This is a genomic window from Paraburkholderia sp. DD10, assembly GCF_049177125.1.
Classification (GTDB): domain Bacteria; phylum Pseudomonadota; class Gammaproteobacteria; order Burkholderiales; family Burkholderiaceae; genus Paraburkholderia; species Paraburkholderia terricola.
The window spans coordinates 176,869-202,916 of record NZ_CP185394.1 but is presented as its reverse complement, the minus strand read 5'-3'; the positions used below and the strand labels follow the sequence as shown (position 1 = coordinate 202,916).

The 26,048-nt window shown below is 62.5% G+C and carries 20 protein-coding genes and 1 pseudogene; 13 read left to right on the top strand and 8 right to left on the bottom strand.

Annotation, left to right across the window (positions count from 1 at the left end; all coding sequences use genetic code 11):
- Positions 1 to 73: 73 nt before the first annotated feature.
- Positions 74 to 316, bottom strand: a complete 243-nt coding sequence (locus tag ACOCG7_RS34660) for a TcpQ domain-containing protein (RefSeq protein ID WP_421380861.1) — start codon at positions 314 to 316, stop codon at positions 74 to 76.
- A gap of 361 nt (positions 317 to 677) precedes the next feature.
- Here ACOCG7_RS34660 and ACOCG7_RS34655 point away from each other — a divergent pair, with 361 nt between their 5' ends.
- Positions 678 to 1,019 (top strand): DUF1493 family protein, encoded by a 342-nt coding sequence (locus ACOCG7_RS34655; protein WP_421380858.1) that lies wholly within the window; start codon positions 678 to 680, stop codon positions 1,017 to 1,019.
- 332 nt (positions 1,020 to 1,351) lie between these two features.
- Here ACOCG7_RS34655 and ACOCG7_RS34650 read toward each other — a convergent pair.
- The 5 genes and pseudogenes from ACOCG7_RS34650 to ACOCG7_RS34630 form a co-directional block, all read right to left on the bottom strand.
- Positions 1,352 to 1,660: pseudogene (locus ACOCG7_RS34650) on the bottom strand (DoxX family protein); the annotation flags it as partial.
- Between the two features lie 136 nt (positions 1,661 to 1,796).
- A complete protein-coding gene (locus ACOCG7_RS34645) occupies positions 1,797 to 4,742 on the bottom strand; it encodes a putative bifunctional diguanylate cyclase/phosphodiesterase (protein ID WP_421380855.1) in 2,946 nt (981 codons plus the stop codon).
- Between the two features lie 142 nt (positions 4,743 to 4,884).
- The gene (locus ACOCG7_RS34640; RefSeq protein WP_421380852.1) at positions 4,885 to 6,018 is read right to left on the bottom strand and encodes an N-acyl amino acid synthase FeeM domain-containing protein; all 1,134 of its coding nucleotides are present in this window, start codon (positions 6,016 to 6,018) and stop codon (positions 4,885 to 4,887) included.
- Positions 6,019 to 6,454: 436 nt separating this feature from the next.
- On the bottom strand, positions 6,455 to 7,015 hold the full coding sequence (locus tag ACOCG7_RS34635) for a hypothetical protein (RefSeq protein ID WP_421380849.1): 561 nt from the start codon (positions 7,013 to 7,015) through the stop codon (positions 6,455 to 6,457).
- A complete protein-coding gene (locus ACOCG7_RS34630) occupies positions 6,976 to 7,482 on the bottom strand; it encodes a response regulator (protein ID WP_421380846.1) in 507 nt (168 codons plus the stop codon). Before ACOCG7_RS34630 ends, ACOCG7_RS34635 begins: the two co-directional genes overlap by 40 nt.
- Positions 7,483 to 7,890: 408 nt before the next feature.
- Here ACOCG7_RS34630 and ACOCG7_RS34625 point away from each other — a divergent pair, with 408 nt between their 5' ends.
- Positions 7,891 to 9,378 (top strand): sensor domain-containing diguanylate cyclase, encoded by a 1,488-nt coding sequence (locus ACOCG7_RS34625; RefSeq protein ID WP_421380843.1) that lies wholly within the window; start codon positions 7,891 to 7,893, stop codon positions 9,376 to 9,378.
- A 264-nt stretch (positions 9,379 to 9,642) separates the two neighbouring features.
- Positions 9,643 to 10,854: a chromate transporter gene (locus ACOCG7_RS34620; protein WP_421380840.1), complete on the top strand. Its 1,212-nt coding sequence runs from the start codon at positions 9,643 to 9,645 to the stop codon at positions 10,852 to 10,854.
- Between the two features lie 554 nt (positions 10,855 to 11,408).
- Here the strand turns inward: ACOCG7_RS34620 and ACOCG7_RS34615 are convergent.
- Positions 11,409 to 11,840 (bottom strand): VOC family protein, encoded by a 432-nt coding sequence (locus ACOCG7_RS34615; RefSeq protein WP_421380837.1) that lies wholly within the window; start codon positions 11,838 to 11,840, stop codon positions 11,409 to 11,411.
- Positions 11,841 to 12,235: 395 nt separating this feature from the next.
- On the opposite strand from ACOCG7_RS34615, the gene ACOCG7_RS34610 reads away from it, so the two are divergent.
- The 5 genes from ACOCG7_RS34610 to ACOCG7_RS34590 all read left to right on the top strand — a co-directional run bounded on the left by ACOCG7_RS34610 (position 12,236) and on the right by ACOCG7_RS34590 (position 19,352).
- Positions 12,236 to 12,793 carry a hypothetical protein gene (locus ACOCG7_RS34610; protein ID WP_421380834.1) on the top strand — a complete coding sequence of 186 codons (558 nt, stop codon included), beginning with the start codon at positions 12,236 to 12,238 and terminating at the stop codon, positions 12,791 to 12,793.
- 31 nt (positions 12,794 to 12,824) lie between these two features.
- Positions 12,825 to 13,430 carry a hypothetical protein gene (locus tag ACOCG7_RS34605; protein ID WP_421380831.1) on the top strand — a complete coding sequence of 202 codons (606 nt, stop codon included), beginning with the start codon at positions 12,825 to 12,827 and terminating at the stop codon, positions 13,428 to 13,430.
- 463 nt (positions 13,431 to 13,893) lie between these two features.
- Entirely contained in the window at positions 13,894 to 15,594 is a 1,701-nt protein-coding gene (locus tag ACOCG7_RS34600) for a methyl-accepting chemotaxis protein (RefSeq protein WP_421380828.1), read from the top strand.
- Between the two features lie 35 nt (positions 15,595 to 15,629).
- Entirely contained in the window at positions 15,630 to 17,837 is a 2,208-nt protein-coding gene (locus tag ACOCG7_RS34595) for a putative bifunctional diguanylate cyclase/phosphodiesterase (RefSeq protein WP_421380825.1), read from the top strand.
- A gap of 54 nt (positions 17,838 to 17,891) precedes the next feature.
- Positions 17,892 to 19,352: a sigma 54-interacting transcriptional regulator gene (locus tag ACOCG7_RS34590; protein WP_421380822.1), complete on the top strand. Its 1,461-nt coding sequence runs from the start codon at positions 17,892 to 17,894 to the stop codon at positions 19,350 to 19,352.
- 205 nt (positions 19,353 to 19,557) lie between these two features.
- Here ACOCG7_RS34590 and ACOCG7_RS34585 read toward each other — a convergent pair whose 3' ends face one another.
- Positions 19,558 to 19,965: a hypothetical protein gene (locus ACOCG7_RS34585; protein ID WP_421380819.1), complete on the bottom strand. Its 408-nt coding sequence runs from the start codon at positions 19,963 to 19,965 to the stop codon at positions 19,558 to 19,560.
- On the opposite strand from ACOCG7_RS34585, the gene ACOCG7_RS34580 reads away from it, so the two are divergent.
- The 5 genes from ACOCG7_RS34580 (at position 19,964) to ACOCG7_RS34560 (ending at position 26,025) form a co-directional block, all read left to right on the top strand.
- Positions 19,964 to 20,818, top strand: coding sequence for an abortive infection family protein (locus ACOCG7_RS34580; protein WP_421380816.1), 855 nt, complete (start codon positions 19,964 to 19,966; stop codon positions 20,816 to 20,818). The two genes, ACOCG7_RS34585 and ACOCG7_RS34580, sit on opposite strands and share 2 nt — an antisense overlap.
- Positions 20,819 to 22,136: 1,318 nt before the next feature.
- Entirely contained in the window at positions 22,137 to 22,709 is a 573-nt protein-coding gene (gene phaP / locus ACOCG7_RS34575; protein ID WP_421380813.1) for a TIGR01841 family phasin, read from the top strand.
- Positions 22,710 to 22,846: 137 nt separating this feature from the next.
- Positions 22,847 to 23,092 carry a hypothetical protein gene (locus ACOCG7_RS34570; RefSeq protein ID WP_421380810.1) on the top strand — a complete coding sequence of 82 codons (246 nt, stop codon included), beginning with the start codon at positions 22,847 to 22,849 and terminating at the stop codon, positions 23,090 to 23,092.
- Positions 23,093 to 23,161: 69 nt separating this feature from the next.
- Positions 23,162 to 23,320, top strand: a complete 159-nt coding sequence (locus tag ACOCG7_RS34565; protein ID WP_421380807.1) for a hypothetical protein — start codon at positions 23,162 to 23,164, stop codon at positions 23,318 to 23,320.
- Between the two features lie 1,718 nt (positions 23,321 to 25,038).
- The gene (locus ACOCG7_RS34560) at positions 25,039 to 26,025 is read left to right on the top strand and encodes a hypothetical protein (protein WP_421381105.1); all 987 of its coding nucleotides are present in this window, start codon (positions 25,039 to 25,041) and stop codon (positions 26,023 to 26,025) included.
- The last annotated feature ends 23 nt before the right edge of the window (positions 26,026 to 26,048 follow it).

Below are 26,048 nucleotides of genomic sequence, written 5' to 3'. Positions count from 1 at the left end.
AGCCAAACGACAAGTCCGCCCGTCTCGCAAACGGCGCTCGCCGGGATCCGACAGTTGCGTGTTACGAGGATATTCACTCCATGCTGGCGTCGTTTACAACGACCACAGTTTGGCTGTTGATGTAAAGCACCGGACGCACGCCGGGCGTGACACCGCGCATGCTCCCGAAGAGCGCATCCACAGCCTGGATAAAGCTGCCCGTAAACCTGTCAGTCCGGATCGGGTAGCTGTATTCCGAGTTCCACAACAGAGTCCAGCCGGCATCCTCGCACCATTGAAGGAGAACGTCCTGGAGGCTGGCGTGATCGGGAACCATCCAGACGCGAGACGGGTCACTGCGATCTGACAAACTCGTCGCCTCCCTTCTTGCTGTTGGCTTTCATTAGCACCGCTACCTGGATACCTCAGACGGAACAAGCATAGCAGAAGGGTGAATGCGGGGGAAAGGTCGCACTTTCCCGGTGCCATTCGCATACGGCACTGGCAGCGCGTTGAGATTATTGGCAGGCGCGCTCATAGATCCGGGTCGTATCCGAGGGTCTCCTCCGGCCGATCCCAGCCTCCAGATTAAACGATCACTTACCCTATTTATTAGTTCTGGGTTTCTACGTTCGTCTATAGAATTGCTTCTAAAAATAGACCGTTTGTTGGGGTCGGGGGTTTCGATGAAAAGATTGATGTGGTACGAAGTCGAGGGTTTCGTGCGCAGGCAGTTGCGCGAACCGGCGCAGAAAATCATCACGCCCGAGACGCGGCTGGAAGATCTCCATATACGGAGCGATGACGCCGACCATTTCGTTGATCTTTTCTTTCTGAGGTTCGGAATTGAGCCGGGGGACTATGACAGGAGCCGCTACTTTCCGGTAAAGGGCCCCTGGCCTGTCCGGCTGGTGAGGAAGTTCACATCGGAGCGGCGGAACGGAAGCGTGCGCGTCCCGCTCACCCTGAGGATGCTCACGACCGCGGCCAGGCTCGGCGAATGGCGTACAGAAAGCGTTGAGCGCGCGGAAAGACGATAGCTGCCGCCACCGCTTGCCAGCGATGCCGCAAATTCCTGAAGGCGCCCGGTCCGGTTCCGAGTAGCCCGCCTAGCGAGGGGCATTGCGCGGGCGCCGGGTAGCGACCGGGCGTCGGCCCTCATTTATGCGGTACGGCTGTCCCGCCAGGCGCACCGGGCCACACCGCACGTCGGCGAAGTGCAAAGAGGTCACGGTACACATGGCAGGAGGTTCAGCCGCTGAACAATGGCCGCTACCTCCGAGGGGTGATACCCGACCTTAATGGACATGCTAATAGCGACTCTTGCGTTGAGTCGGGCCACGTCGATTTTCATCAGATAAGAATCCATACGGTGCTCCGCAGCGGCCTGGACATAGGGCGACGGCGTTTCGCGAGCGGCGTTCTGCGTGAGGAACGCCGCGACGAGCAGCACCAGGCCCACGGCTGTGGGCACAGCGCCGCTGCGCTTGCGGACATTGATATGCGCCGAAGCTGACAGCAGCAGATGATAGAACGTGCCGGCATAGGCGAGGTCGCTGAGGGCCACGCCGACGCGAGAGAGGATCGCGGCCACAGCCAGGATCTTCACCACGACGAGGATCGGTACGACATACCCGGGGTCGCCAAGGTCGGCGAGGGCCTGACGAACCGAGTCCCGTTTGCCGGTCTGACTCTTCCCATGGGGAGGTACGCGACGCGGATGGAGGCATGGACCACGCGAGAACCGCCCCGAGGCTGCGAACCAAGCGCGCGCGAAGAATGCAACTGGCGCCAGTGGCCGGAGGCGGTGAGCTGGATCAGATCGCGCTTTCGGACTTCATGCGCTGGCCAACAGCGCTGCGGTCCAGCGGCTGCTCTGTTTCCAGATATCGTGTGATCTCGGCGTTAGTCACGAAGCTCGCTGCAGAAGAGGCCGCGAGAATGTTCGCGGCCTGCTGCGGTTTCGCGATCGCGAAACCCTGCACGTAGTCGACACCCAGTTCCTTGAGCGCGCGTAAGGTCTCGAAGTCTTCGACCCATTCGGCGATGCTGCGCATGCCAAGATTGCGTGCGAGGTTGATGATCGCCTCGACGATCACGATGTCGGCCGGATGGTTACACATCGTGCGCACAAATTCGCCATCGATCTTCAGTGCATCGGCCGGCAGCTTCTTCAGGTAACGCAACGATGTGTGACCCGCACCGAAATCATCGATTGCGATCTTTGCGCCCATGTCATGCACGCGCGTGATGAAGCGCTCGGTATGCTCGAGATCGTGCAGCGCGACGCTCTCGGTGATTTCGATGCACAGGTAATGGACGACGTCCTCGTGGCGCGAGAACAGCACGAACAGCTCGTCGAGGAAGCGTTCGTCATTAAGTGACCCGCCGCTCAGGTTCACGCACACGAAGCGGGTGGTGGAGAGCGATGCGCGGTTCTCGCTGAGCCATGCTAGCGCCGTCGAAAGCACCCAGCGGTCGATCTCGACGATGGTGCCGGAGTCCTCAGCGGCGGCGATCAGCTTCGCGGCCGTCGTCACCGAGCCGTCCGGCGTGCGCAGACGCAGCAGTACCTCAAAGTCGAGCGCTTCTGCTGGCGTGCGCATCGACATGATCGGTTGCATCACGAGGAACAGCCCCTCGGGTAGTCGGCTCTGTCCCAGCGCTTCTATCAGATCGATCTCCGCGGCGCGTTCCTCGAACGCCGGCGCGCCCTTGCGCAATGCGACGAGTCGCGCATTGCCGCCGCGTTTCGCAGCGCGACATGCGCGGTCGGCATAGGCGAGGGCGTCCAGCACCCGTTCACCTTGTGAGCACTCGACTATGCCGATCGATCCCCTGACCTGGAACGCGCGCGTGTCGACATGAAACGGTGCGGAGTTCAACGCGGTCACCAGCTCACTGCAGCACGCGATGGCATCGTCGATCGCCATGCCAGCAAACACACACACGAACTCGTCACCGCCGATGCGCCCGATCGGTACGTGGGAGCCGAGACGTTCGACGAGCCGCGCGGCGACATGCCGCAGGATTTCGTCGCCCGTTCCGTGGCCGAACAGGTCGTTGAACACCTTGAACCGGTCGAGGTCGAGATAGGCAAGCGCCCATGGGCCGCTTTCGCAGCATTGCCGGCCGATTGCATGCTCGACGCCGCGCCGGTTCAGAAGGCCGGTGAGCGGATCATGCTCCGCCAGATAGTGCAGCCGCTCTACCGCTTTCGAACGGTCCGTCACGTCCTCGAGCGAGCCTTCGATGAAGCCGTTCGCGCGAATCGCCCGCAGCGAGTAGCGGCGCGCGTCGGTCCTGGTACCGGCTGCGCCATCGATTTCAATCGACGCCGAGTTGTCACGCTCCAGCAGGCCGGAAAGGACGCGCTCGGCGCCCGGCGCGAAATAGTCGGCCCAGCGATGCGTGGCATAGCCGTGATTAGACAGGCCCAGCATCGTGTGCAGCGCCGGATTGGCGCGGACGAAGCAGTTGTCCCCGTTCAGCGTGAAGAGGCCGATCGGCGTGACGTCATACGTGTTGCGCAGTTCGGTCTGCATTTGCCGGCGGCGCTCGCGCTCTTCGCGCACGCGTTCGGCGATGGCGAACGCGCACAGCATACTCGACGAGAGTGCCGTCACGACAGGGCTATGTGTACCTGCGAGCGCTTTCACACCAAGCGCGGCGGCGAGCACCTCCGACAGCGTCGCGAACAGCACGATAGCCATCGACGCGACGTACCAGAGCACGGTGCGTGAGCGCGCCTTGATAAACAACTGCACAAGGAAGTAGGTCAGCACGAGTATGCAGAAGGTGGCGCTCGCCCACAGCACGGGAATGAAGTGTGCGTAATCCATCGTGAATGCGGCGACCATCAGCACGCAGCCGCCGTATCGCACGGCGTGCAGGCTCCAGCGCAGGCCGATTGCTTTCAGCTCGCGACGAAACAGTTCCACGAAAAGCGTCGTGGTCAGCACGTAATAGGCAGCGAACGTGAATTGCCGCACAAGCGCGATATGATCGGGCGGGATGAGCCGGCCCAGCCATTCGGTGTCGAAGCCCAATGCGTTGGCCGTCAGCCGGAGGTTGCCGACGAGCCATGCGGCGAAGATTACATAAGTCCATTCGCGATTGATGATCGCCGTAACGAACACGAAGATCGCGAGCGTCAGCAGGCCACCGGTGATCAGCGAGGCACTCTGGTGGAAATCGAGGGTGGTGACCTCGAGCTTGTCGCCGCTCAATGCGGAAGCGGTGATATACGCGGGTCCGGAGAAGGTGCCGCGGCACACGATCTGCGCAGGGAGGGCGCGCCCGTCGAGCCTGAGGACGAAGCCGGCCTTGTTGGAGCGGATCCCGCCGCTCGTGCCGTGGCGGTCCCCCATGCCGAGCAGCGTCAAGGCGGGGCCCGCCCGCCAGCAGGATAGCGTCTGCGCATGCCGCGATGGCAGGTCGATGAATGTGGCGCTTTCACTGCCCGGCACAGGCGCGGTGAACATGAACCAGAAGGGCGTTTCCGCCAGATGGGTGCCGAAACGTGCCGTGGGCGCGGTATTGCGCAGGCGGGCGATGGCATCGGCGGGTGAGAATGTCGCCGACGGATCGGCAATTGCAGGGAAGCTGAGCTGGACCGTCCCCGTCGTATCGAACTGGCGTGGCGCCCAGAGCATGACGGCGAGGCTGCCAAGCACAATCACAAAGGGCGCGACGTACACGGAGAACCGCTGGAAAGCCCAGCCGGTCAACCGGTCCCGAAACGCCCACTTATTCCTTGTCATTTGCTGCCCTTCTCCGATGGCGTCCGGTTTCATTGCCATGCTGCGATAGTCGCAAAGTCAGACAGCCAGCAGCGCAGATACGTCTGCACTGATCGCCACCGGCCTGGCTGTCCGCCCGGATCCCCCGGGCGGACAGCCTGCCTTACGCTTCGCTCAACGACTGCGCATGGAGTGAATCGCTTCCCTGCGGATTGTCGCATCCAATGCCGTGGCCGGCTTCGTACTTAGTCGATGCAACGCTGATGTCGATGTCGACGTGATCTGTTTCAAAAAAGAATCCGAAGAACGGATGGTTGACCCTCGCCCAGCGCTGACGGACCCAGTCAACCGGTTTCGCCATCACCCGATGCGGCAACCCGCCAACGTGCGTCATCGACAGGAATTCGTTCTGGCCATATACGTCTTCGAACAGCATCGCTTCGTATTCCCGATCGAGCGGTGAACGGGCGGTAATCAACATCCAGTCGACCCCGTTCTCGGCGCAGTACATGAAAAACGCCTTGCACAGCGCCACCTTCACCATCCGGCCGATCGCCCCGCGCGCGACGCCGAGCCGCGTCGCTTCGGCGAGTCGCGCCTGGCGCAGCCATTCCGGCAGGCGGACCGACTGTTCGACGGCCAGCGGACCGAATGCGTTCGTCTGCACCCGCATGGTGCCGAGCGGGCCGCCATCCAGGCGCGACTGCGCGAGCAGCACGATCGTACCGGGCGCGGCATCCAGCGCTTCGACGCCCATGGTCCCGGCGAATTCCGGCAGGTGGCGCCCATAGGCGGCGCGGCGCATTTCGACGGCTCTGTCGAGTTCCGCCAGACTGCCTGCCACTTTTACCGTAAACGGCAATCTTTCCGTTTTCTTTACGATGCTCCTGTTAAGGCGTTCTCCGAGCGGTGTATAACCCGTATTTTGAGTCAGAACGACTGAATCGATGCGGTCCATTTCAAATCCCGTAGGTGAAGGAAAAAAGATGTCGCGCTCAAGGCGGCAGAGACGCCTCGATGCGACAAACAAGATTCTCATGAACGCAAATGCGGTGTCAGGTATGGCCGGGAAAATCTGGAGAGCGGGTTTGAAGAGGTGCGTTATGGAACGGAAAATGTTACTCGAGAGAATCTGAATCGCCTTTCTGATTGTGGCGGCGAACACCAACGTGAATTGGGAAGCACTGGGTCGATACAGGGCGGGCACCGAACCGCCCGGTTTGACCGACTGAAAGCCTGCGATTCCGAACCATGTACCCGTGGGTATTCCCTGGCTCGAAAGGCCGGCGCAATTCAACCGGACACTCCGGATACTTCTCACAATGCGTCGGTGATGTCCGCAACACGAGCGGCCAGGGTTATGCCTACCCGGAGGCGCATGAAAGCCGGTATTAGCGAGAGACCGTCAAGGCCTTGTTCGCCGGTATATTCTGGCAGCTTGGGCATGGTTAATTCTTCAGGGCACGGCCCAAACGCCCCCGGTCGAAGGGCCAGACGATACACGGGTCCGTACGCCAATGAACCAACGCAAGATGTCAGCTTGTGCATGTCGACGTAGCCTGATTAAACACCAACGGCGTGCGCCCCTGGGAGTCAATAAGGCACAAGCCGGCGTGATACGAAAGTCTTCAATTGCCGGGCAATAACGCCTCTGTTCAACCGATCGGAAATACGGTGCGCACGGTACGATGGAGTCTTCTCTGTTTCGGACAAGCCTAACGAAGGTCCGAACTTCAGCCGGCGCGACGCGCCGGTTTTTTTATTGTGCGCCAGGCATGCGCAACACCTTGGGCATGCAGGTTCCTGCCCGGATCAGAGCGTCCGGCGTCAAGCGGCACCAGGCGTGCATCGGTCCAGTCGGTGATAAAGACGTGGGTTGCGGGCGAAATTTGAAGGTGGAACGTTCGAAGCCTTTCCGTCGCCTGGGGAACGCTGCGACTGTGGCGACCAGCGCGCCTGTGTGGCCAACGACATATTGGGTCTCCGTCGTCATGGAAAGATCCACTGGCGCCGCAATCGGCTGCATACAATGGCGTCGCCGATGTGTTATCCATGATTGCGCGCGCGTCCAGTGCGCAATCGCCGGCGATCGCCCTCACATCCTGCGGGGCCAACAAATAGGCACGGGCGATGCCAACGGGCATGTCCATCCAGCTTTCGAAACTGCTGCAGCGGCCTACCCGGAGGCCAGGTCTCGCTGACGGCACGGGGCCAGCAAGGCGGTCCAGAAGTCCCGAGATAGCGGCAAGCAGCGTCATAATTTCCAGGCGTTTTTGCAGAAAGTGATCGCGCATCGCTGTCGCGTCACGGCGAGGATGATCGACACAGGGGCAAGCGTGGCGTCTTCGCGAAAAGCCCGACAGAGCGCGGGACCGTCCATGCCCGGCATATGCCAGTCAGTGATGAGCAGATCGGGGAGAGCGGCGTCGCCGCTTGGTGCCCACACAACTCCGCGATCGTTCATCTGCAATACGGTGGGCCATGCGTGCGCAATCTCTGCATGAATCTTTCCGGACGAACGTCGCGCGCGGATCGGGCCGCTGAACATCACGTACGGACTGCGACCGGTTAACCGGGAATCATTCCCGGCCTGGCGGGCGCTGGTACCACATGCGACACCGGCAAAGCGAAACCAGGTTTGCCTTAACAGGAAGAAGACGACTTCGAGGAGATCACCATCACCCGGTGATGATGTTTCAAGCGCAAGGCAGGGCGCCGCCGCAGGGGCGGAAGCTATCGATCTTCGCACCTGTACGGGCACTTCAGTCTCGTTCGTCTACAGGGGCCCTCGTAGTGGCTTATTGGGTACGAAGGCGTGAGGCCTGGTCCGAGAGCCCAGCTGGCAACAAGTGCGCGACCCCTGCGACCCGCCGGGTTGTCCACGCCGGTATTGCATGGCCGGGCCAGCCCGTCCTTGATCCATGTCAATCACTCTTCGATAGAAAGAATATTCAAGTACATGATATCGCTCAAGAAAACAGACCGATTGCCGATCAGACACTGGTAAGGCGGTAGAATCGCTGGCGCTGTCAGCCGTCGCATCTGGCTCGCGTGAGTCCGGCGGTACGTCGGCGCCGGCGCGTGGGATGGACTTGCGGCCGGATGTATTGCCGGAATTTTTGGGGGTAGGGTGGAGACCGCAACGAAAACGAACCGGCGGCTTGCGTCCATGGCCGTCCGCCTGTGGCACAGCCGGGTGGCGCCGCACGCGATCATCGGCGGGGGGACTTTCATCGCGCTGGTGATGATTGGTTTATGCGCGACGGTGTTGTACCAGGGACGCCTCGACGCGATGGAGCGCGCCCGCGAGACTTCCCGCAACCTTGCGTTGATCGCCGAACGGGACATTGAGCGGAATTTCGAGCTGTACGCGCTGTCGCTGCAGGCTGCCGGCGACGGCATGAACGATCCCCAGGTGCTGGCGCTGCCGCCCGAACTGCGCCGGCAGGTGCTGTTCGATCGCGCGGCCACCGCGAAAGACCTCGGCTCTATGCTGGTGCTCGATGCGGGGGGCAATATCGTGGTCGATTCCGGCAGCGACGTGCCGCGCCAGGGCAATTTCGCCGACCGCCGGTACTTCACGGTCCAGCGGGATGATCCGAACGCCGGCCTCTATATCAGCGATCCCTACCGGTCGCGGCTGCGCAATGGATTACCCAGCATTGCGCTGAGCCGACGGCTTTCCAATCCGGATGGCTCGTTCGCCGGCATTGTAATGATCGCCGTGAACCTCGAGTATTTCTGCAGGCTGTTCGCGGGACTGTCCCTCGGGCCGCACGGCGCCGTGTCCCTGATCGGCCGCAACGGGATCATGATCATGCGCCAGCCGTACGATGTGCGCACCATCGGACGCGATATCAGCCACGCCAGCACGTTCCGCCAGTTCAGTGCGGCGCCCGAAGGCAGTTTTTCCGACACCGCGTCGATCGACGGCGTGCGCCGCCTGTACCTGTTCAGGAATTTCCCGGACCTGCCGCTGATCATCATGGTGGCTGAAGCCGAGCAGGACATCTACGCGGCCTGGCGGCAGCGCGCGCTGACGATCGGCTCGTTGATGGTCGTCTTTGCACTGGGATTCATCGGGCTGGCGTTTCTGCTCGGCGCGCAGTTGCGGCGCCGGGTCCGCGCGGAATCGGAACTGGAGCTGCTCGCGCGCACAGACGGCCTGACCGGGCTGCACAACCGCCGCACGCTGGGCGAGATCCTCGACCAGGAGTGGCGCCGGGCCCGCCGCACGCGCACCATGTTCTCGCTGCTGTTTGTCGATATCGACCGCTTCAAGGCCTACAACGATGCGTATGGCCATCAGGCGGGCGATGACGCGCTGGCGGCCGTCGCGCACTGTATTGGCCGGAACATCCGGCGGCCCGCGGACAGCGCGGCACGCTATGGCGGAGAGGAGTTTGTCGTCGTACTGCCCGATACTGCGCCGGCGGGTGCCGTGAAGATCGCCGAGCAGATCCGCGCAGCGATCAGCGAACTGGCGATCGAGCACGCGGGCAGCGAATACGGGCGTGTCACCGCCAGCATCGGCACCGCGAGCTGGATGCCGGAGCGGGACGGCGACGTAAGCGCGGTCATCAAGGCCGCTGACGAGGCGCTGTATACCGCCAAGGCCACTGGCCGGAACAGGGTGTCGCCGTTCTTTCCCGGATAATCGCGTCAGCCGGCGTGCTGTTGTCGCCGCCAACGCCGCTGGGCACGTGTGAAGACACGGCAGAATCGGCAAGTGAAAACGGATCATGGCCAGCGGATGTCGGAGACGCTTTCCGATGAATCCGGCAGCCGGCGGCGGCCCACGCGTGCGTGACTGCCGGTTGGGCCCATGACCGGTGAGGACAATTGAAGTATCGGATCAAGATGATAAAAATGCTGCCGGATATCCAGCTTCTGCACGCCGGGCGGCCCAGCTGACGCAATTATGTCGGTTGGCTCAACGGTTACAACAACGGGTGGCGCGTCTGCCGGCCCGGCCGGGGAATCGCTGTGTAGACTCTTCTGGGTCGTGAGCGGGCTGTCGTCACTGTCGTGGGGCGGGCTCGCGCTCATGGCGCAGCTCGAACAGCACTTTGTCGAGCGGCGCGGACTTCTGACGCAGCCCGAGTACGCCGACCTGGTCGCGCTCGCGTGGATGACACCCGGTCCGGTGGGCTGTAACGTGGCCGTGCAGCTTGGCTACGCATTACGCGGCCGGTGCGGCGCATGGGTAGCGGGCGCTGCATGCGTACTGCCTTTCTTCGTCGTGGTGACATTTTTCGCGATCTTCTACCGGTCGCTGTGGATTCGCACGATCGCCTCGCCCGCTCTGCTTGGCCATTTCAACGTCGTTCTCGCGACGTTGATCGGCGTGACCTGGTTCAGGCAGACGCGCATGCTGGCGCGCGGCCGTCTTGAACAGAGCGCAGCCATCGCCGCCACCGCCGTACTCGCGCTCTTGCACCATCCGGCGGTCTATGTCGCGCTGCCTGCCTTCGCCTTCCTTCTCGGCTGGTGTAAAGGCGGTGCCCGCGCCGACCGTTTAAGGTTTGAGGCAGATCGGGCGCAGTGGCCGCTTGCGGCGCTCGTGGCGACGATCGGCCTTTTCGCGCTGCAGATTCCGGGTCCCTGGGAGAAGGCACTGCTATGGCCGCGCCTGGCTGGGGCTGGAATGACCCTGTTCGGCGGCGGATTCTCTGCCTTACCGGTATTGAAGAGCCTGTTCGTCACACCGGCTGTCGGGCTCACCGAAAGCGACTACCACGTCGCGTTCGCGCTGTCCCCGATCTCGCCCGGCCCGCTGCTGAACGTCGTGCCATTCCTCGGCTACCTGATTCAGGGCTGGCCGGGCGCGATCGCGGCAACTTGCGCTCTCTTCGTGCCGTCAGGTTGCCTCGTCGTGCTGGCGCAACGGCATCTGCGACGCGTGAAAACGCACGCACGCTTCGAACGGGGCATGCGCGTGCTGCGCGCAGTGACAACGGCGTTTCTCGCGGTCGCGGTGCTCCATATCGCCACGCGCGTCCCGCTGCAACCGGCCTGTGTGTTCACCGCAGGCTTCGCGCTGGTGGCGTTAGGCCGGCTGAAGCTGCCGGTCTATCTTGTCTACGGTATCGTGCTCGCTGCGTGCGTCGGCGTATCCGCCCTGCCAGGGTAGTGCCAGCAGGTCAGCTTCGGGTTCGCGAAAGAGCCGGCTCCCAACCCGGATGAAGCAACGGTCCGTGAGGTCGACGTGATACCTGCTGTTTGCAGAGCCGCGGATTGCCACAGTGGCCGGCTGTCGCCTGGACCACGTCGGCTTGCTGCGTGAAGAAACGCCTCGTCAGGCGTCAGAGGCGTGCATCGACAGTGCCATCGTAGGCAGGGCAGCCGATCAGCGGCGTGTCCCGGTCTCAGCACTCCGGCTTGACCGGGAGCTTTCGCTGGAGCGGGTCGTTGTAGCGACTTGCGTATGAAACCGACGGGGCTGGATTCGACGCGGTTTCCTGCTCGAAGTATCTGCGACTGGCGGCGCTGTCATGGCGGTCTCAAGCCGCATTTTTTCGCGGTGTCATAGCGCGGCGTTATTGCGTGGAAAGAATCGAAACGACTGACGGGGGATGGCCCCTTGTTGAAGGGCAGGGGTAAGGAGTGCGGCGACTGGGGCCGGGCACTTCGCGTCGCTTCGAGGGTGACGGCGGTTTGCGTCGAAGGCAGTTCACAGCAGTTCCGTCAGCCAACCTTGTCGCTCTCATGCAGCGATGGAGCATATGAAATCCCGATAATCGCTCCCTCGGGCGTTTGTATTCTTGCGATAGTCTGCCCCCAAGGCTCCGTGCGGACGTCATGCAGCAGCGCGTATCCGCTGGACTGCAGTTCTTTTGCGGCGGACACAACGCTTCCTTTGTCAGCGACCTCAAACTCGAAACTGGCATGTGGGACCGGTCGGTCAGAGGGCCATTCCCGTGTGCCAAAGCAAGCTTCGGCGGCTTGAGAGAGCGGCCAGACGCCAAAATGCCTGCTGCCCGGGATGTCCGCGCTGAAATAATAATCGTCGCCTTCGGGATGTTTGAGTGGCAACCCCAAGGTATCGACAAATAACCTGCGGCCCTCTGCGGGATCCGGCGTGATAACCGCTACGCTTGTGACGAACAGAATCTTCATCGGAGTCTTTTTCCAACAGCAAGTACTGGGTGGAAACAATTGAGAAGGCCGCGTACGTGATTTCCGCGCCCACCCCTTGCCAAGTGTAGTAACTGGGCCGTCGTAGTAAACCTCGGGCAAGCGGTGCAAGATCCAGGTGCTTTCAGTCATCGTCCACAATCGGGAGGATTCCCGGAACGGCGGCTGGTAGCCCGACTCGATCGCCGACGATACATGGGAAATAACCCGCCGATGCCTGCTGCATACTCGCCAGCACATCTGCCCTCGATGAAAAACAGAATGACCTCTTCATAAATTTTCGCGCGGATCTGCCGATAACACGGGGAACCGCCTTTGTCCGGGAATTGGGAGAGGCCGGCTATTTAATTTCGACCATAACAAAGAGGATGACCCCCATGCCTGTTCTGCGAAGGATCCTCCTTCTCGTCCCCATTGCCACGCTCGCCGCGTGCTCGGTCACTGCGTCGCCCTACGCCGCTTCAGTCGACAACATCCAGGTGCTCAGGAACGCGTCTCCAGTGGCGGTGCATGTCGGCACCTTCACCAACGATGAAGCCGACGGCGATCACACATCCGTGCAGCTGCGCGCGAACCGGATGCGCTCACCCGTCGGCGATTCTTTCGCCCGGTATCTGTTGAGCGCCGTCCAGCAGGAATTCGGGATCGCGGGTGTGTTGTCGCCGGACGCAAAAGTGGTACTAAGCGGAGTGCTGCTGAAGAACAACGTTGACGCCGGCATCGGTACGGCCACGGGCACGATTTCCGCGCGCTTCATCGTAAAACGGGGCGCCGACGTGCGATACGACAGCGTGAAAAGCGCGACGACGCATTGGGAGTCGTCGTTCGCCGCCGCAATTGCGATCCCGAAGGCAACGCAGGAGTACCCGCTCGTGGTGCAGAAGCTGCTCGCTTCGCTCTACGCGGATCCCGCATTCATGAAAGCCATCCAGTAGTTTCCTTCCATTACAAAGACCAAAAATCATCATGAAGCCGATACACCTTATCCGCGCGATCGTCGTCACTGGCGCACTTGCGTCACTTGCGGGCTGCGCCCACGACATCACGATCTCCGGCGACCCGACAGCATTTACCGCAACCTCGACGGCCAGCGCGGCGCCGATCAACAAGACGATCGGGCTCATCATTACCGATGAACTGCGTACGAAGGAAGTCATCACGCCTGGTGGCGGCGGCGATAAGGTGACGTATAAGCCTTACCGCGATCTCGAGCTTCCAATCTACGTGGAACTCAGCCACGTGTTCACCAACGTTGTGAAGTTGAATACAGCGCCTGATCAGGCAACCTTCCGGTCAAAGAGCCTGAACTACGTTGTAATACCGACGATCTCGACGACTTCCTCATCGCCGAGCCTGCTGACGTGGCCGCCGACCGACTTCTCGGTAACGCTCATCTGCACCGTGACCGACCCAGACGGCAAGCTCGTGACGAAGCACGAAGTGACCGGTAACGGCCATGCGGAGTTCGGCGAATTCAAGCGCAACTTCGGTCTCGCGGCGCAGCGCGCGACGCTTGACGCCGTGCAGAAGTTACAGGCAGCAATGCAGGATGCCCCGGAATTGCGCCAATAAAAGCAGGCAACAATGTTCAGCGTCCGCAGTATTTCGCGGGCGCGCCTGTCAACCGCAGACCGCCGTAATCCTGTTCCGGAACCGTTCCCTGAAAATATGCTGGCAGCTCAAAGAACTGCCGCCTCATCGGTGCGTGCAACGACGGCTACCTGGGTGGCCCGATTCCGTACTGCGCCGAATGAGGTAGACGGTGTAAACAGGAAGAGCAATCAATAAATTTAGAGAAGCGCGGCCCGCTCGGAGTGGTAATCGTACAAGTAAAAGAAAGAGCTGGAATTCCTACCGGCGTTATAGGCAGTCTGGGCGGATTCGCCCCAATGATTCGGGGCCAAATAAAGGTCAGACAGATACGGACGTTAATCCGGTAAGGCGCGGTTAAAAAAAAGCGCCCGCCGTCTCGCGGGAGTGTCCCGACAACGACGGCCGAGAGATTCCGACTTCGCTTTACCGGGAGGGGCCCGCCATGCCGTGGTTCATGAACCTTCGTCTCGCGACGAAGCTGATCGCCAGTTTTACGCTCACCGCGCTGGTCGCGGTCGTCATCGGTCTGGTCGCCGTCGGCCAGATCCATTCGCTGGGCGCCATGTCCGAAAGCGTGTATGCGGACAACCTGACGCCGGTGCGGGCGTTCGGCGCCGCCTCGACGGCCACCGCAGACCACTACCGGCGGATCTACAACCTGACGGTCGAAAGCGATCCCGCCCGCCGGCGTGAAATCGGGCAGAAAAATGCCGCGTCCGCGCAGGTGGTGCTGGATGCCGTCCGTGCCCACCGGCAAACCCGACTCACCGCCGCCGCGCGGGAGCTGCTCGACCAGTTCGATGCCCGCTGGCCCGACTACATGGCCGCCGTCGGGCGGACGACGGACGTGCTCGATGCTCGCGGCCGTGACGAAGCCATCCGGCTGCTGCTGCGCGACGTGCTGCCGGCCTACAACGAGCTCAGGCATCTCCTCGACGCGATCGGTGCGGAAAACGCCGCGACCGCGAACGCGGCCAACCAGCGCGTCCAGCAACTGGCCACGCACATCTCGCATCTGATCATCGTGCTGGCCGCGGGCGGATGCCTGCTCGCCGTCGCACTGGGGCTGGCGGTGACGCGCATGGTCGTACGCCAGATCGGGGGTGAGCCGGCCTATGCGGTCGGCGTGGCCGGCCGGGTCGCCAGTGGCGACCTCGGTATCGACGTGCGACTCAGGCCTGACGATCACGGCAGCCTGCTGCATGCGATGCGATCGATGAAAGAGCGGCTCGCCAGCATCGTGCAGGGCATCCAGTCGTCGAGCGAAACCATCTCGGTGGCCGCAGGCCAGATCGCCCAGGGCAACCTTGCGCTGTCGGAGCGCACCGGGGAGCAGGCCGCCTCGCTGGAAGAGACCGCGTCGATCATGGCGCAGCTGACTTCGACGGTCACGCAGAATGCCGGGCATGCGCGCGAAGCCGGGCAACTCGCCGGTCATGCCTGCGCGGTTGCGATGCGCGGCGGCGACATCGTCGGTCAGGTCGTGACCACCATGCACGGGATGGCTGGCGGTGCCGGACAGATCCGGAGCATCACCGGTGCGATCGACGGCATCGCGTCGCAGACCAGTATCCTGGCACTGAACGCTGCGGTCGAAGCCGCGCGTGCCGGGGACGCCGGGCGGGGCTTCGCGGTCGTGGCGGCCGAGGTGCGCGCACTCGCGCAACGCAGCGCCGCGGCGGCGAGAGAAATCAGGACGCTGATTGAAACGTCGGTCCGCCAGCTGGACGACGGCGCGCAGCTCGCCGGGCAGGCCGGCCAGACGATGGCCCAGGTCGTGCAGGCCGTCCGGCAGGTGACCGACACGATGGGCGAAATCGTGGCGGCCTCCGCCGAACAGAGCCACGGCATCGGGCAGGTGAACCGCGCGGTCGCGCAGATGGACGACGTCACGCAGCAGAACGCGGCGCTGATCGAGCAGGCGGCAGCGGCGGCTGGCTCGCTCGAGGAGCAGACGCACGGCCTGAAGGAGGCGGTGTCGGTGTTCCGGCTCGCGATACCGGCGGGCACGACGCCGACGGACACGGTGGCCCCGCGATCACGACGCACAGTTGCGTGCAATGAACCTGCACAGCTACTATCGCCGGATGCCGTCGGCAGCGAGCCGCCCCTCACGCATGCGCTGCCAGCGCGCGGCTCATGATGCGCCGCCCGGCCAGCCGTCAGGAGCACCAAACCATGCGATTCAGGATCAGTATCCGGGTCCGGCTGATGGCGATGGTCATCGCGGTCTTCCTGCTGACCGCCGCCGTCGCGGCGGTGGGCGTGGTCGAGCTGCGCAGGGCGGCGCAGACCTCTGCCGAGCAGCTGGCCAGACGTGTGGCGATGACGCTCGCCGAACTGATGAGTTACCAGGGCACGGTGGCGGGCGGTGACCGGGAATCAGCCCGGGAGTCAGGCCGGGCCGACAGTCCGCTGGCGCCTCGCCATCGCGCCGCACTGCAGGACATCGTCGACTACGTCCACCGGATCGACCAGCGCGACCTCGAAATTATTGACAGGGACCGGGTAATTGTCGCCGATGCCAAGCACGCGGATGTCGGCATCGCGCTGAAGCTGGCGCCGGACGATCCGGTCGAGCAGACGCTGCGCGATGGACAGCCGCGCACCTTTGTCGAACTGAACGAGCGGCATCCGAGCGGCCTGATGCAGGTGGTCGTGCCGGTGCACGATGCCGGTGACGCGGTTGCCGGCGCACTCGTGTTCGAGTACACGCCGCTGGCCGCGGAGATGAGCGCCCTCGCGCTGGGTTCGCTCAGGAAGGTTGGGGCGGCGGCCCTCGCTGGCTGGCTGGTCGCGGCGCTCATTGCGCTGGCCATCTGGCGATCGGTGTCGCGTCCGCTGCGCGACCTGCAGCGCGCGGCGCTGGAGATCGCGGCGGGGAGGACGGCCGCGCCGGTCTCCGTGACCTCACGCGACGAGGCCGGCCAGCTCGCCGAAGCGTTCAATACCATGACGCAGCGACTCACGCAGGCCAACGCCGAACTCAACGCGAGCAACCAGCACCTGCAAAGCGAACTCGCGGTGCGCCGCCGCGTGGAGCAGGAACTGGAACAGCTCGCGCGTTTCGATGTGCTGACGGGCCTGCCCAACCGCAAGCGCTTCCTCGACCGTCTGGAGGAGGCGACCCGGCATGCCGATCGCGCCGGCCACCAGGTCGCGCTGATGTTTCTCGATCTTGACCGGTTCAAGGAAATCAACGACACGCTGGGGCACGGCGTTGGCGACGAGGTGCTGCAGCAGGTGGCCACGCGGCTGCAGGCGACGCTGCGGCATAACGATACGGTGTCGCGCCTGGGCGGCGACGAATTCACCGTGCTGCTCGAGCAGGTGAGTGGCACTGACCACGTTTCAGAGGTCGCCCGGAAAATCCTCGAGGCCGTACGCGCGCCGGTCATCGCCGGTGGCTGCGAACTGGTGATCAGCGCGAGCATCGGCATCACGCTGTATCCGGCCGACAATCATGGCACCGACGAGCTGCTCAGGCACGCCGATCTGGCGCTGTACCAGGCGAAAGCCGCGGGTCGTAACACCTATCATTTCCATACCGAAGCGCTGAGCACCGCCGCCGCCAGGCGCCTGAAGCTCGAACGGCACCTGCGGCACGCGATCGCGCGCAATGAACTCACGCTGCACTACCAGACCCGCACCGACGCGCGTCATGGTCGGGTGACCGGCGTCGAGGCCCTGCTGCGCTGGCATAGTCCGGAACTCGGCGACATCGGTCCGGCGGAATTCATTCCGGTCGCCGAGGACAGCGGACTGATCCTGCCGGTCGGCGAATGGGTGCTGCAGCAGGCCTGCCGGCAGCAGGTGGCGTGGCAGGTGGACGGTCTCGAGCCGGTCGTGATGGCTGTGAACCTGTCCGCGCGGCAGTTCTGGCAGAACGATCTGGCCGAGACCGTCGAACGGGTGATCAGGCAGACCGGGATCGATCCCGTGTACCTCGAACTGGAGCTCACCGAGGGCATGCTGATGCACGATTCGGCCCACGTGCTGGCGATCATGGAACGGCTGCACGGACTCGGTCTGCGCCTGTCGATCGACGATTTCGGGACCGGTTACTCGAGCCTGAGCTACCTGAAGCGCTTCCCGCTGCACCGCCTGAAGATCGACCGCTCATTCGTGAAGGAGGTCGACTCCGATGCGAACGACACGGCGATCGTGGCGGCCATCCTGGCGCTCGCGAAAGGGCTCAATCTGCAGGTCACCGCGGAAGGGGTGGAGACGCCCGGGCAGGTGAGCCAGCTCGACGGGATGGGCTGCGATGAATACCAGGGTTTCTATTTCAGCCAGCCGGCCGCGCCCGAGGAGGTGCTCGCGATGCTGCGCGCGAGCCGCACGGGCCAGCAGGCGGTTGAGAAAGCGCGGTCAGCGCCGGGCTGACCGGCGCGCCTGCCGTACATGATGTTCCATTTGTGAAGCCACGCTGGATGAGCCATGCAAAAATCACTTCCGGCCGCCGGAATCAGCGGCAGTGCTGAAGCGGGGGCCGCGCTGCAGGGCAATGTCCGGCGGCCCCTGATCTATCTTGCGCGCTCGGCGGACGAGGCGCTGGTCGCGCATCTGCGCGCTGGCGGCTGGAATGTCACAGTGGCACAGACGGTCGCGAGCGCCGCAGCTGCGATCCGGAGCACTGGCCCCGCCGCCGGTCTGGTCAGTTTCGACAGTTTTCCACCGCGCGAGCATGTCGCGCTCGAAGCCTGCCTGGGCCAGCCGGCCGTTGGCTGGGTGGCGCTGACCGCCACGCATCAGGTGATGGGGCCCGCCGTACGTCGCCTGATTCGCGACTACTGTCTCGATTACGTGACGCAGCCCGTACCGCATGAGCGCATCACCCAGATCCTCGGCCATGCGCTCGGCATGGCGGCGCTTGACGGTACGGACGGCCCGGCGGCACCCGGAGCCGCCGTGGCAGGTGACGGCATGCTCGGCACCTGCGACGCAATACAGCGGCTTTTCCGCATGGTCAGCAGGGTCGCGAAGACCGACGCCAGCGTATTCATTTCAGGCGAGACGGGCACCGGCAAGGAGCTGACCGCGCTCGCCATCCATCAGCGCTCGGCGCGTCGCCACGCACCGTTTGTCGCAATCAACTGCGGCGCAATTCCGCCGCATCTGCTGCAGTCGGAGCTGTTCGGGTATGAACGGGGCGCCTTCACGGGCGCGAATGCACGCAAGACCGGCCGGGTAGAGGCCGCGAATGGCGGCACGCTGTTTCTTGACGAGATCGGGGACATGCCGTCCGAGGCCCAGGCGGGCCTGCTGCGTTTCCTGCAGGAAGGCCAGATCGAACGGCTTGGCGCACAGGTTCCGGTTTCGGTCGACGTGCGGGTGATTTCGGCCACCCACGTGAATCTCGAAGACGCGATGGGTGAGGGCAGCTTTCGTGCGGATCTGTTTCACCGTCTGTGCGTGCTGCGTATTAATGAACCACCGTTGCGCGAACGCGGCAACGACATCGAACTGCTCGCCCATCACTTCCTGCACCGGTTCGGCACCGATAGCCCGCACAGAATCCGCGGTTTTACGCCGGCGGCCATCGGGGCGATGCTCAGCTACAGCTGGCCCGGAAACGTGCGCGAGCTGATTAACCGGGTGCGGCGGGGCATTGTGATGGCCGAAGGCAGGCGGCTTACGCCCGCGGATCTCGAACTCGAGGCGCCGCCCGCCGGGCATGGGGCAACGCTGGCCGAGGTGCGGGAAGCGGCCGGACGCGACGCGATCGAAGCCGCCCTGCTGCGCCACCGTGGCCGGCTCAGGGAGGCCGCCGATGAACTTGGCATTTCGCGGGTAACGCTCTACCGCATCATGACCTCTTATGGCATGCGCGGTGTGGTATCCGCGGCCGACGAATCCGGCGGCACCTGCGGCGCCCACCTGGACGGGCCGCTGGAATAACTCCGCCAACGCGGCTCGCTTAGCCCGCCACTCCGGGCATCCGGTTGGCAAGGCTCGCCGGGATGTTGCCATTCCGGCGAGCCCTGACGGACTGACCAGCCATGCCGCCGTCACGCCGGACTGGCAGTCTGAGTCGACGGCGGAAGCTGCGAGACCCGGCATCGAAAGATGGACCGCTTCTCTCCCCGCAGATCATCGGGCCTGGCTAGCTGAAATGCTCGCTCTGTTCAACACGCATCGCGATCCGCACCAGCGTGAAACGTGAACGGACGCCGCATCGATTGCACGATGGAAACGTCATTCCGTTGACGCAGACCACCTCATGCGCCGGTACGTGTTCGTCGTCATGCATTGCAAGGTAAATGCCCGATTGCCTGACCTTCTCGCCAGGCGTGAAAATGTCACCGAATGCTGCTGTCACCTCTGATCTCCTGCAAAGAAACACATCCGCGCGGTGCGACCGGCGCCTGCCTGTCTTACTAACGGCAAACGACGGCAGATGCTGAAGGTCAGGCGCGGATGCGCTGAGCGCCAGTTCACGGCGGGCCGCTGGAACCGTACAGGCAGCCTTTTCCCGGATAGACTTCGAAAAAACTTCCACCGGAATCATCATGCAGCTTTCGGAATTCACGATCAGAGCACTGGGCGGGATGATCGCTGGCGACACCGACGGCTGGCCCTACCGCTCAGGGCCCAAGCTGGTGGCATTCTTCAACCGGTTCGGCGCCCGTGACGTGTATGCGCAGGGATTCGGCCCGCGGCGCATCTTCGCGGCAGACAAGCTGCGGGGGATGAACGGACAGGCCGTGCTGCGGGACATCATCCGGGCCGCGCTTGATCCGGGTGAATGGCTGGATCGCACTGACGGAGCGACAGTGCACGACGCGGCCGCGCAACTGGGGAGGATGCTGCACCACGACGGCTTCGGGGTTGTGCTGGACGGCAACTGGTACCGGGTCCGGGATCTGGCAGACCCGGTTGTGTCCATCGGGACACCGTTTGCCCAGGCGTCGGCGATGGGCGAACTGGTCATCGAGGAGCAGTTCGGAAAATGTCGCGAGAAGATCGACGCCGGGGACTATCCGGGCGCGGTCACGCAGGCCCATGCACTGGTCCTGGCGGTTCTGCTGGATGTCGAGGCGGCGCTTGATCCTGCGCCGCCGCCGCACGATGGCGACATCATCCGGCTATGTAACCGGGTGCGAAAGCTTCTCAACCTGGACGCGGCGCGCCAGGACATTGCGGACCCGCTGAAGCAGGTCCTCACGGGCCTGTCGTCGATTGTGGCCGGGCTGGCCGGCATGCATGACAGGTTGTCCGACGCGCGTACCGTGACGTGCAGGCCCTCACGTCACCATGCGAAGCTCGCAGTGAACGCAGCCAAGGCACTGGCCGACTTCCTGTTTGAGGCGAGGACGTCTCAGGCCCAGCGGAAGCCGGCTGTGCCCACCGCGTCAGCCGGATAGTGGGCGCACGTGCGCCTGGATCATTGGATCGCTGCGGGATCACTGACGCATCCTGGATGCGCCAGCGATCGGGCATGCCCGTGATTTCCATAACGGCGGGGGTTCTGCCAGATCGAGCGACGGCTTCGTCAATGACACGGCAACGGCTTGGAGGAGCGACAGGTGGTGTTGACGCAGGAGCGCCATGAGCGAAACGCATGTCAATCGGGACGCTTCGTTCCATCGGCAGTAGCACACCACATGGATGTGCTGTCACGAAGAGCGCCTGAGCCCGGGATTCGGCTCACCCGAGGCAGCCGCTAGGCCGGCGCTCCAGCGCGGCGTGGATTTCGCCCGTTCGCTGCCCGACACCCGATCGGCCTGCGGACGCTCTACGCGTCGGGGGCCAGCAGCCTCCGCTAACGGCCGGCACGTAGTGCGGTCGGCTCAGCCTTCAATCTGGATGACGCCAGGCGCGTGTCCAGCGTGGCGATTTTCATCGACGCGCTTCACATCGCTGGATGTCCGCGATGATACCTGCCCTCGGATTCGCCTGTCGCACCACGATCAAGATTCCATACCGTATTCCGCATTAAATAGAAATCATTTGTGAAGGTCCGGTTGCGGCCTGAATCCGAAAAGAGATGTTCCGTGAAGGAGCAGACGCTGGTCTGGTGGCGGACCCGAGCCGGATGTGCCTGAAAACTGAAAACCAGAAAATTTCATCTGGCATATTGCATTCGCGAAAACGCAGAAGCTATCATAATCCTAACAACCCATTGCGGAATTCTGATGGTAATTCAGAAAAAATTGCTGACGGTCTATCCTGTCCCGGCAATTAATTCTTTTGCAGAATTTGCGCCGCTCCGTAAACGACAATGCCAGTTCCCCCTGAAATCGGCCCTCATGTCGATCGGCAGATCGCCCCGGGCAGATCAGTTTCAATGGCATGCACACGCGATTAACTGCGCGGATTGCCTTGAGCGCCGCTCACCAGGAAAGATGCATCCGGCTGGTTTTGCCGTCCGGTGGCCAGGGGCGGTTCGACGATGTCATTGCGCGGTCCGTCCATCCGGGGATCGCGTGTGTTCAAAGAAACGCATCCAGAGTCTGCTGTCACGTCCGGCATGCGTATGTGGGACAACAATTTTGATTGCGCAATATCTGAGGTTGGATCAACCAGTAATGTGATTCGCAGTACGTATCAAGTCGATTCGGATATCGGAGGGCTGGGCGTCCGTGCATCTGGGTCCCGCCAGCTATCACGGTTCGCACGAGGCGACGCGACCCTGAGCATGTGTCGCGCCGGATCCCGTTTTTCTCCTTTAGGAGCTGTACCATGGCGCTAGACAATAGCGAGCATTTTCTGGCCGCACAGAAGGCCAACGTCGACGCATTCTTTGCCTTGAACGGCAGGATTCTTGAAGGCGTCGAAAAGCTGGTCAACCTGAACCTGCAGATCCTCGGCTCGTCGCTGGCCGCGACGCAGGAAAACGCCCGGAAGGCGCTGGACGCACGCGACCCGCCGCAGTGGCTTGCGCTGCAGGCGGGTGCCGTCGGACCCTTCGCCGACAGATGGCAGGCATACGGGCGGGAATTCATCAACATCGCCTCGTCGACCCAGGCCGGGGTCGCACAGGTTGCGCAGGAACAGTATGACCTGCATAGCCGGCGCGTGCAGACGCTCATCGGGGAGATGGCGAGAGGTGCTCCGGCTGGCTGCGAAGCGGCGATCTCGGCATGGAAGTCCGCGATCGGCGCGACCTCCGCCTGGTACGACAGCGTGCAGAAAACAGGACGGCAGGCCCTGCTGGTCGCCGAGGATACCCAGCAGGCAGTCGCCGCGACCGGGCAACGAAGCGCACGGACTGCCGACGGGAGGGCATCCGCGGAGGCTGGCGGCAGGCGGTAATACGAGGGCCGGGCGGCCATGCCAGCGTGGGAGATCCGGTTTACCGCCACAGCCAGATGGACAGCGGCTCCGCTTCGGATGCGTCTGCGGCCCGCTTTATGCTCGGACAAAGACAATACGAACAGAAACGGCCAGCGATGGCAGATGACCAGGAACAACAGGAGCTGCGACATATCCGGCAGATGGTGACCCAGCTCGAGCGGCTGGTACAGAATCGCGAACTGCTCGAGGGCAGCCTCGCCGTTACGCAACCCGGCTACTGGCGCAACCGGATCAGCCGGCTGCTGGCGCGGCCGGCGGTGTCCAGAGATACCGCGGCACAGGCTTCCGCTTTGATGGCGAGACTGGATGGGATCGCGGAGGCGCTGAGGCAGCGTGAATGACCGGCAGCCGTGAGAAGGGCGTCCTTAAACAGATTTCTGCCTGAGGTGTCGGGCTGGAGGAAATTCATCGTGAGTGGATCCTGGATGGGCGTTATCGTCGGGTCGTTCGTACTTGCCATTGCCGCGATCCTGGTCATTGGCCATTACCGTCGCGAACATCTGCGCGAGCGGCTGCTCAGACAGATGGACCATCATCTGCACGCGGATCTGCGGCGGAGACGACAGTGAACCGCGCGCGGCCAGCCGCTGAACTCGCACTCACGGCGTCCCCGTCCGAGAACCAGCCGGGGGCCACGTCGCTGAGCCTCACCGTGCGAGCCGCGACCGGGGAGCTCAGGATCGTGGCGGTCTGGCAGGCGCTCGGCGAGCATGCGGCGCAGGCAAGACAGTCCCGCGTTCACTGCCATGCGAAGCAGAACGTCGACGAAATGACAGTCACTTTCGCGTCCATATCGCCTTCGGAGCTGGCCGGTATTGCCCAGCGTCTGAACGCCCTGCCATGGGTTGTCGTCGCCTCCTCTCATCTCGCCGATGTGCGGTGGCCCGGTGTACGCAGCGCAGCAATCACATAGCGGAAATGATGGCCGACAGCCGCCCGGCCGCCGGGCGGCACGCAGGCGGTCCTGCACCGGGATCGGCGGGGACGCGATTTTTACAGGCACCGTGAAATCGCAGGAGTCTCGCTGGCACACCGCAAACGCATGAAGCAGGGGGAGGGTCAGGGCGACCAGTTCACCCCTGTCGATGATCGCGAGCAGGTGACCCGGCTCTACCGCACATCCGCAAATGCTCAGTTTCGCTCAGGTTGTCGATACGACGCTCGGCCCACTGAAGAGCGCAATAGGTCGCCGACTGCCTGTCCTTAAACAGTACCCGGAGCGGAGCCTCCCTGATCCGTGAAGGGTTTTCGGAATCGCCCCGGCTAATTTCTAATGTCGCGCGGTAGCCGCGATATTCCTCTTTAGCAACCGTGCAGTCGACGACATACCCACGGTAATAACACTTCGTAGTGGTCTCGTACATGGAGCGCTTGCGAGGAGATGATGGGCCATCAGCATAGCAAATCCGGTGGATGCCAAACACGTATCGTTGATGATCCAGGCGGGGGCGCGTTGATGCAGGTCAAGGAACAGTTGATCCGCGGGAAAACCTGGATCGCGCTTGATGATACTGCCCGATGGTTGTACGGCTGCCATCGAAAGGCCGCACCGTAACGAAGTTCGATCATATCGAACACCGCTGTCTGGATCAATCCAATGAACCTGCACCACGTTCTTCCCGATATCCAGACCTGCGATCGCATGTATTGACACTAAGCTTTGCCGGAAAGATAGCGAAGAACGACAAAGCGCCAAACCTCGAACGCTCCATTCTCGTTAAATCAAAAAAAGTCTGGCGATTCTGTTTATCGCTGCGAAAACGTTTGCGAAATCCTATTTCGTCTAAACGGCGGTCCGATTGATTCGGATTCGAGCGGTTTTAACGATTCGCGCCCGGGTTTTTGGGGAAATGGTCGTGCGCGCATAAACAGGAACAACTAGAATGCACGTCGCCAAATGATTCTGGAGTTTCCGATGGCAACGCGGAACTATTGCTCTGACGGAGCGTTGTGGATACGGAGATGCCACCGCGAAAGCAATAAGTCTGAAGACGGAATCATACGCCACGCGTTGTTAGTCTGGTGTTGCTGCGAGCGCACCCCCGATGCATCCATCCGGAGCGCGATCGAGCGCTTCGATAACATGATCATCATGGCTTTCCGCACGGGGACATCTGCAGACGCCAGGAAGTTGTGAAAATCGACGTCGTGATATCACGAGTGGGTGCCTGCTCGTCCAGTCGTCAGAATACGCCGGAGCGGGGACCTGATTCCCCCAAAGGTACGAAGTCAATGACAGGCCGACGTGTCTATCCGCCGGCTCTTTATTCAAAACATAAACAGAACAATGACACAGACCAACCACGAACCAGGCGACGAGTTGCGGGTTGTGCTTCAAAGACATATCGGGGCTACTTATCTTGGAGAGAACCACGACTATCCCGCGTTGCGCGTAGTGGGTGCCGGGCTCACTGGGGCGCGCATGGTCGACGCCTTGTTCCGGACAGGCGTTCAGGGCGACGTGCAATTCTTTCGCGCAATCTGGTCCGCAAACGGCATTAATAATCCCCCGAATCCGCGATACGCGCTCGAGGCGGTCGCAGCGGAAGTATTTGACACTGCGGATATCGTAATAATCCTGGTTGAACCGTGCGAAAACGGCGCTCTCGCTGTGGTCCGGTCCATTATGTCGATGGAAAATCGCCCAGACGCATTGGTTGTCGTGCTTTTCTTCGCGCACCCGACTTTTGGACCCGCTAAGATGCTGGCGGCGCTACCCCCAAATGCCGGTGTAACGGTGATCCCGCTGCCCCGTTCGAATTCCTCAGCGTGTGGTAGTGGACTCGATTTGCGTATTGCGGCGATTGTGGATGGATTATCGGAAGGATTCAATGCATCTGCGCCTGGTGCTGCGGACCTGCGCACCATGCTGGAAGTTTTTTCTGGCGTCGGCAAAGCGCACATAGGTGTAGGTGTTGCACAAGGCGAAAACCGCGCGGCATGCGCCGTAGAGCGTGCCGTCAATCAACTGGCTATCCCGAACAGCCAGTTGGCCCCCGGCATCCTGTTGCTGGTCGCGGGTAGCCGCGAGTTGGGAATCTGCGAGATCTCTGCAATCGTCGAAGCTGTGTCCGCTTCCTTTCCCAGCTTTGCCGGCTGCTCACTAGGCGTGAATTATGACGAGCGCATGGGCGATCTGCTACGGGTCACCGTCATTGTTAGCGAGCCTCCACCGCGGCGATTGACCGTCGCTCAACTGGCCAGCAATTCAACAGCAGCATCGGAGGGGAGCCCGAATTACGAAGCGGCGATGACTACGGTGATTGGCAAGTGATGGTGCCCTGAGTGGTTCGTGCC

Excerpts from the sequence above, each read along its gene's own strand:
- ACOCG7_RS34660 (WP_421380861.1), bottom strand. The coding sequence starts at position 316 with ATGGTTCCCGATCACGCCAGCCTCCAGGACGTTCTCCTTCAATGGTGC.
- ACOCG7_RS34655 (WP_421380858.1), top strand. The coding sequence starts at position 678 with ATGTGGTACGAAGTCGAGGGTTTCGTGCGCAGGCAGTTGCGCGAACCG.
- ACOCG7_RS34645 (WP_421380855.1), bottom strand. The coding sequence starts at position 4,742 with ATGACAAGGAATAAGTGGGCGTTTCGGGACCGGTTGACCGGCTGGGCT.
- ACOCG7_RS34635 (WP_421380849.1), bottom strand. The coding sequence starts at position 7,015 with ATGCGCGATCACTTTCTGCAAAAACGCCTGGAAATTATGACGCTGCTT.
- ACOCG7_RS34625 (WP_421380843.1), top strand. The coding sequence starts at position 7,891 with ATGGCCGTCCGCCTGTGGCACAGCCGGGTGGCGCCGCACGCGATCATC.
- ACOCG7_RS34620 (WP_421380840.1), top strand. The coding sequence starts at position 9,643 with ATGTCGGTTGGCTCAACGGTTACAACAACGGGTGGCGCGTCTGCCGGC.
- ACOCG7_RS34615 (WP_421380837.1), bottom strand. The coding sequence starts at position 11,840 with ATGAAGATTCTGTTCGTCACAAGCGTAGCGGTTATCACGCCGGATCCC.
- ACOCG7_RS34610 (WP_421380834.1), top strand. The coding sequence starts at position 12,236 with ATGCCTGTTCTGCGAAGGATCCTCCTTCTCGTCCCCATTGCCACGCTC.
- ACOCG7_RS34605 (WP_421380831.1), top strand. The coding sequence starts at position 12,825 with ATGAAGCCGATACACCTTATCCGCGCGATCGTCGTCACTGGCGCACTT.
- ACOCG7_RS34600 (WP_421380828.1), top strand. The coding sequence starts at position 13,894 with ATGCCGTGGTTCATGAACCTTCGTCTCGCGACGAAGCTGATCGCCAGT.
- ACOCG7_RS34595 (WP_421380825.1), top strand. The coding sequence starts at position 15,630 with ATGCGATTCAGGATCAGTATCCGGGTCCGGCTGATGGCGATGGTCATC.
- ACOCG7_RS34590 (WP_421380822.1), top strand. The coding sequence starts at position 17,892 with ATGCAAAAATCACTTCCGGCCGCCGGAATCAGCGGCAGTGCTGAAGCG.
- ACOCG7_RS34580 (WP_421380816.1), top strand. The coding sequence starts at position 19,964 with ATGCAGCTTTCGGAATTCACGATCAGAGCACTGGGCGGGATGATCGCT.
- ACOCG7_RS34585 (WP_421380819.1), bottom strand. The coding sequence starts at position 19,965 with ATGATGATTCCGGTGGAAGTTTTTTCGAAGTCTATCCGGGAAAAGGCT.
- phaP (WP_421380813.1), top strand. The coding sequence starts at position 22,137 with ATGGCGCTAGACAATAGCGAGCATTTTCTGGCCGCACAGAAGGCCAAC.
- ACOCG7_RS34570 (WP_421380810.1), top strand. The coding sequence starts at position 22,847 with ATGGCAGATGACCAGGAACAACAGGAGCTGCGACATATCCGGCAGATG.
- ACOCG7_RS34560 (WP_421381105.1), top strand. The coding sequence starts at position 25,039 with ATGACACAGACCAACCACGAACCAGGCGACGAGTTGCGGGTTGTGCTT.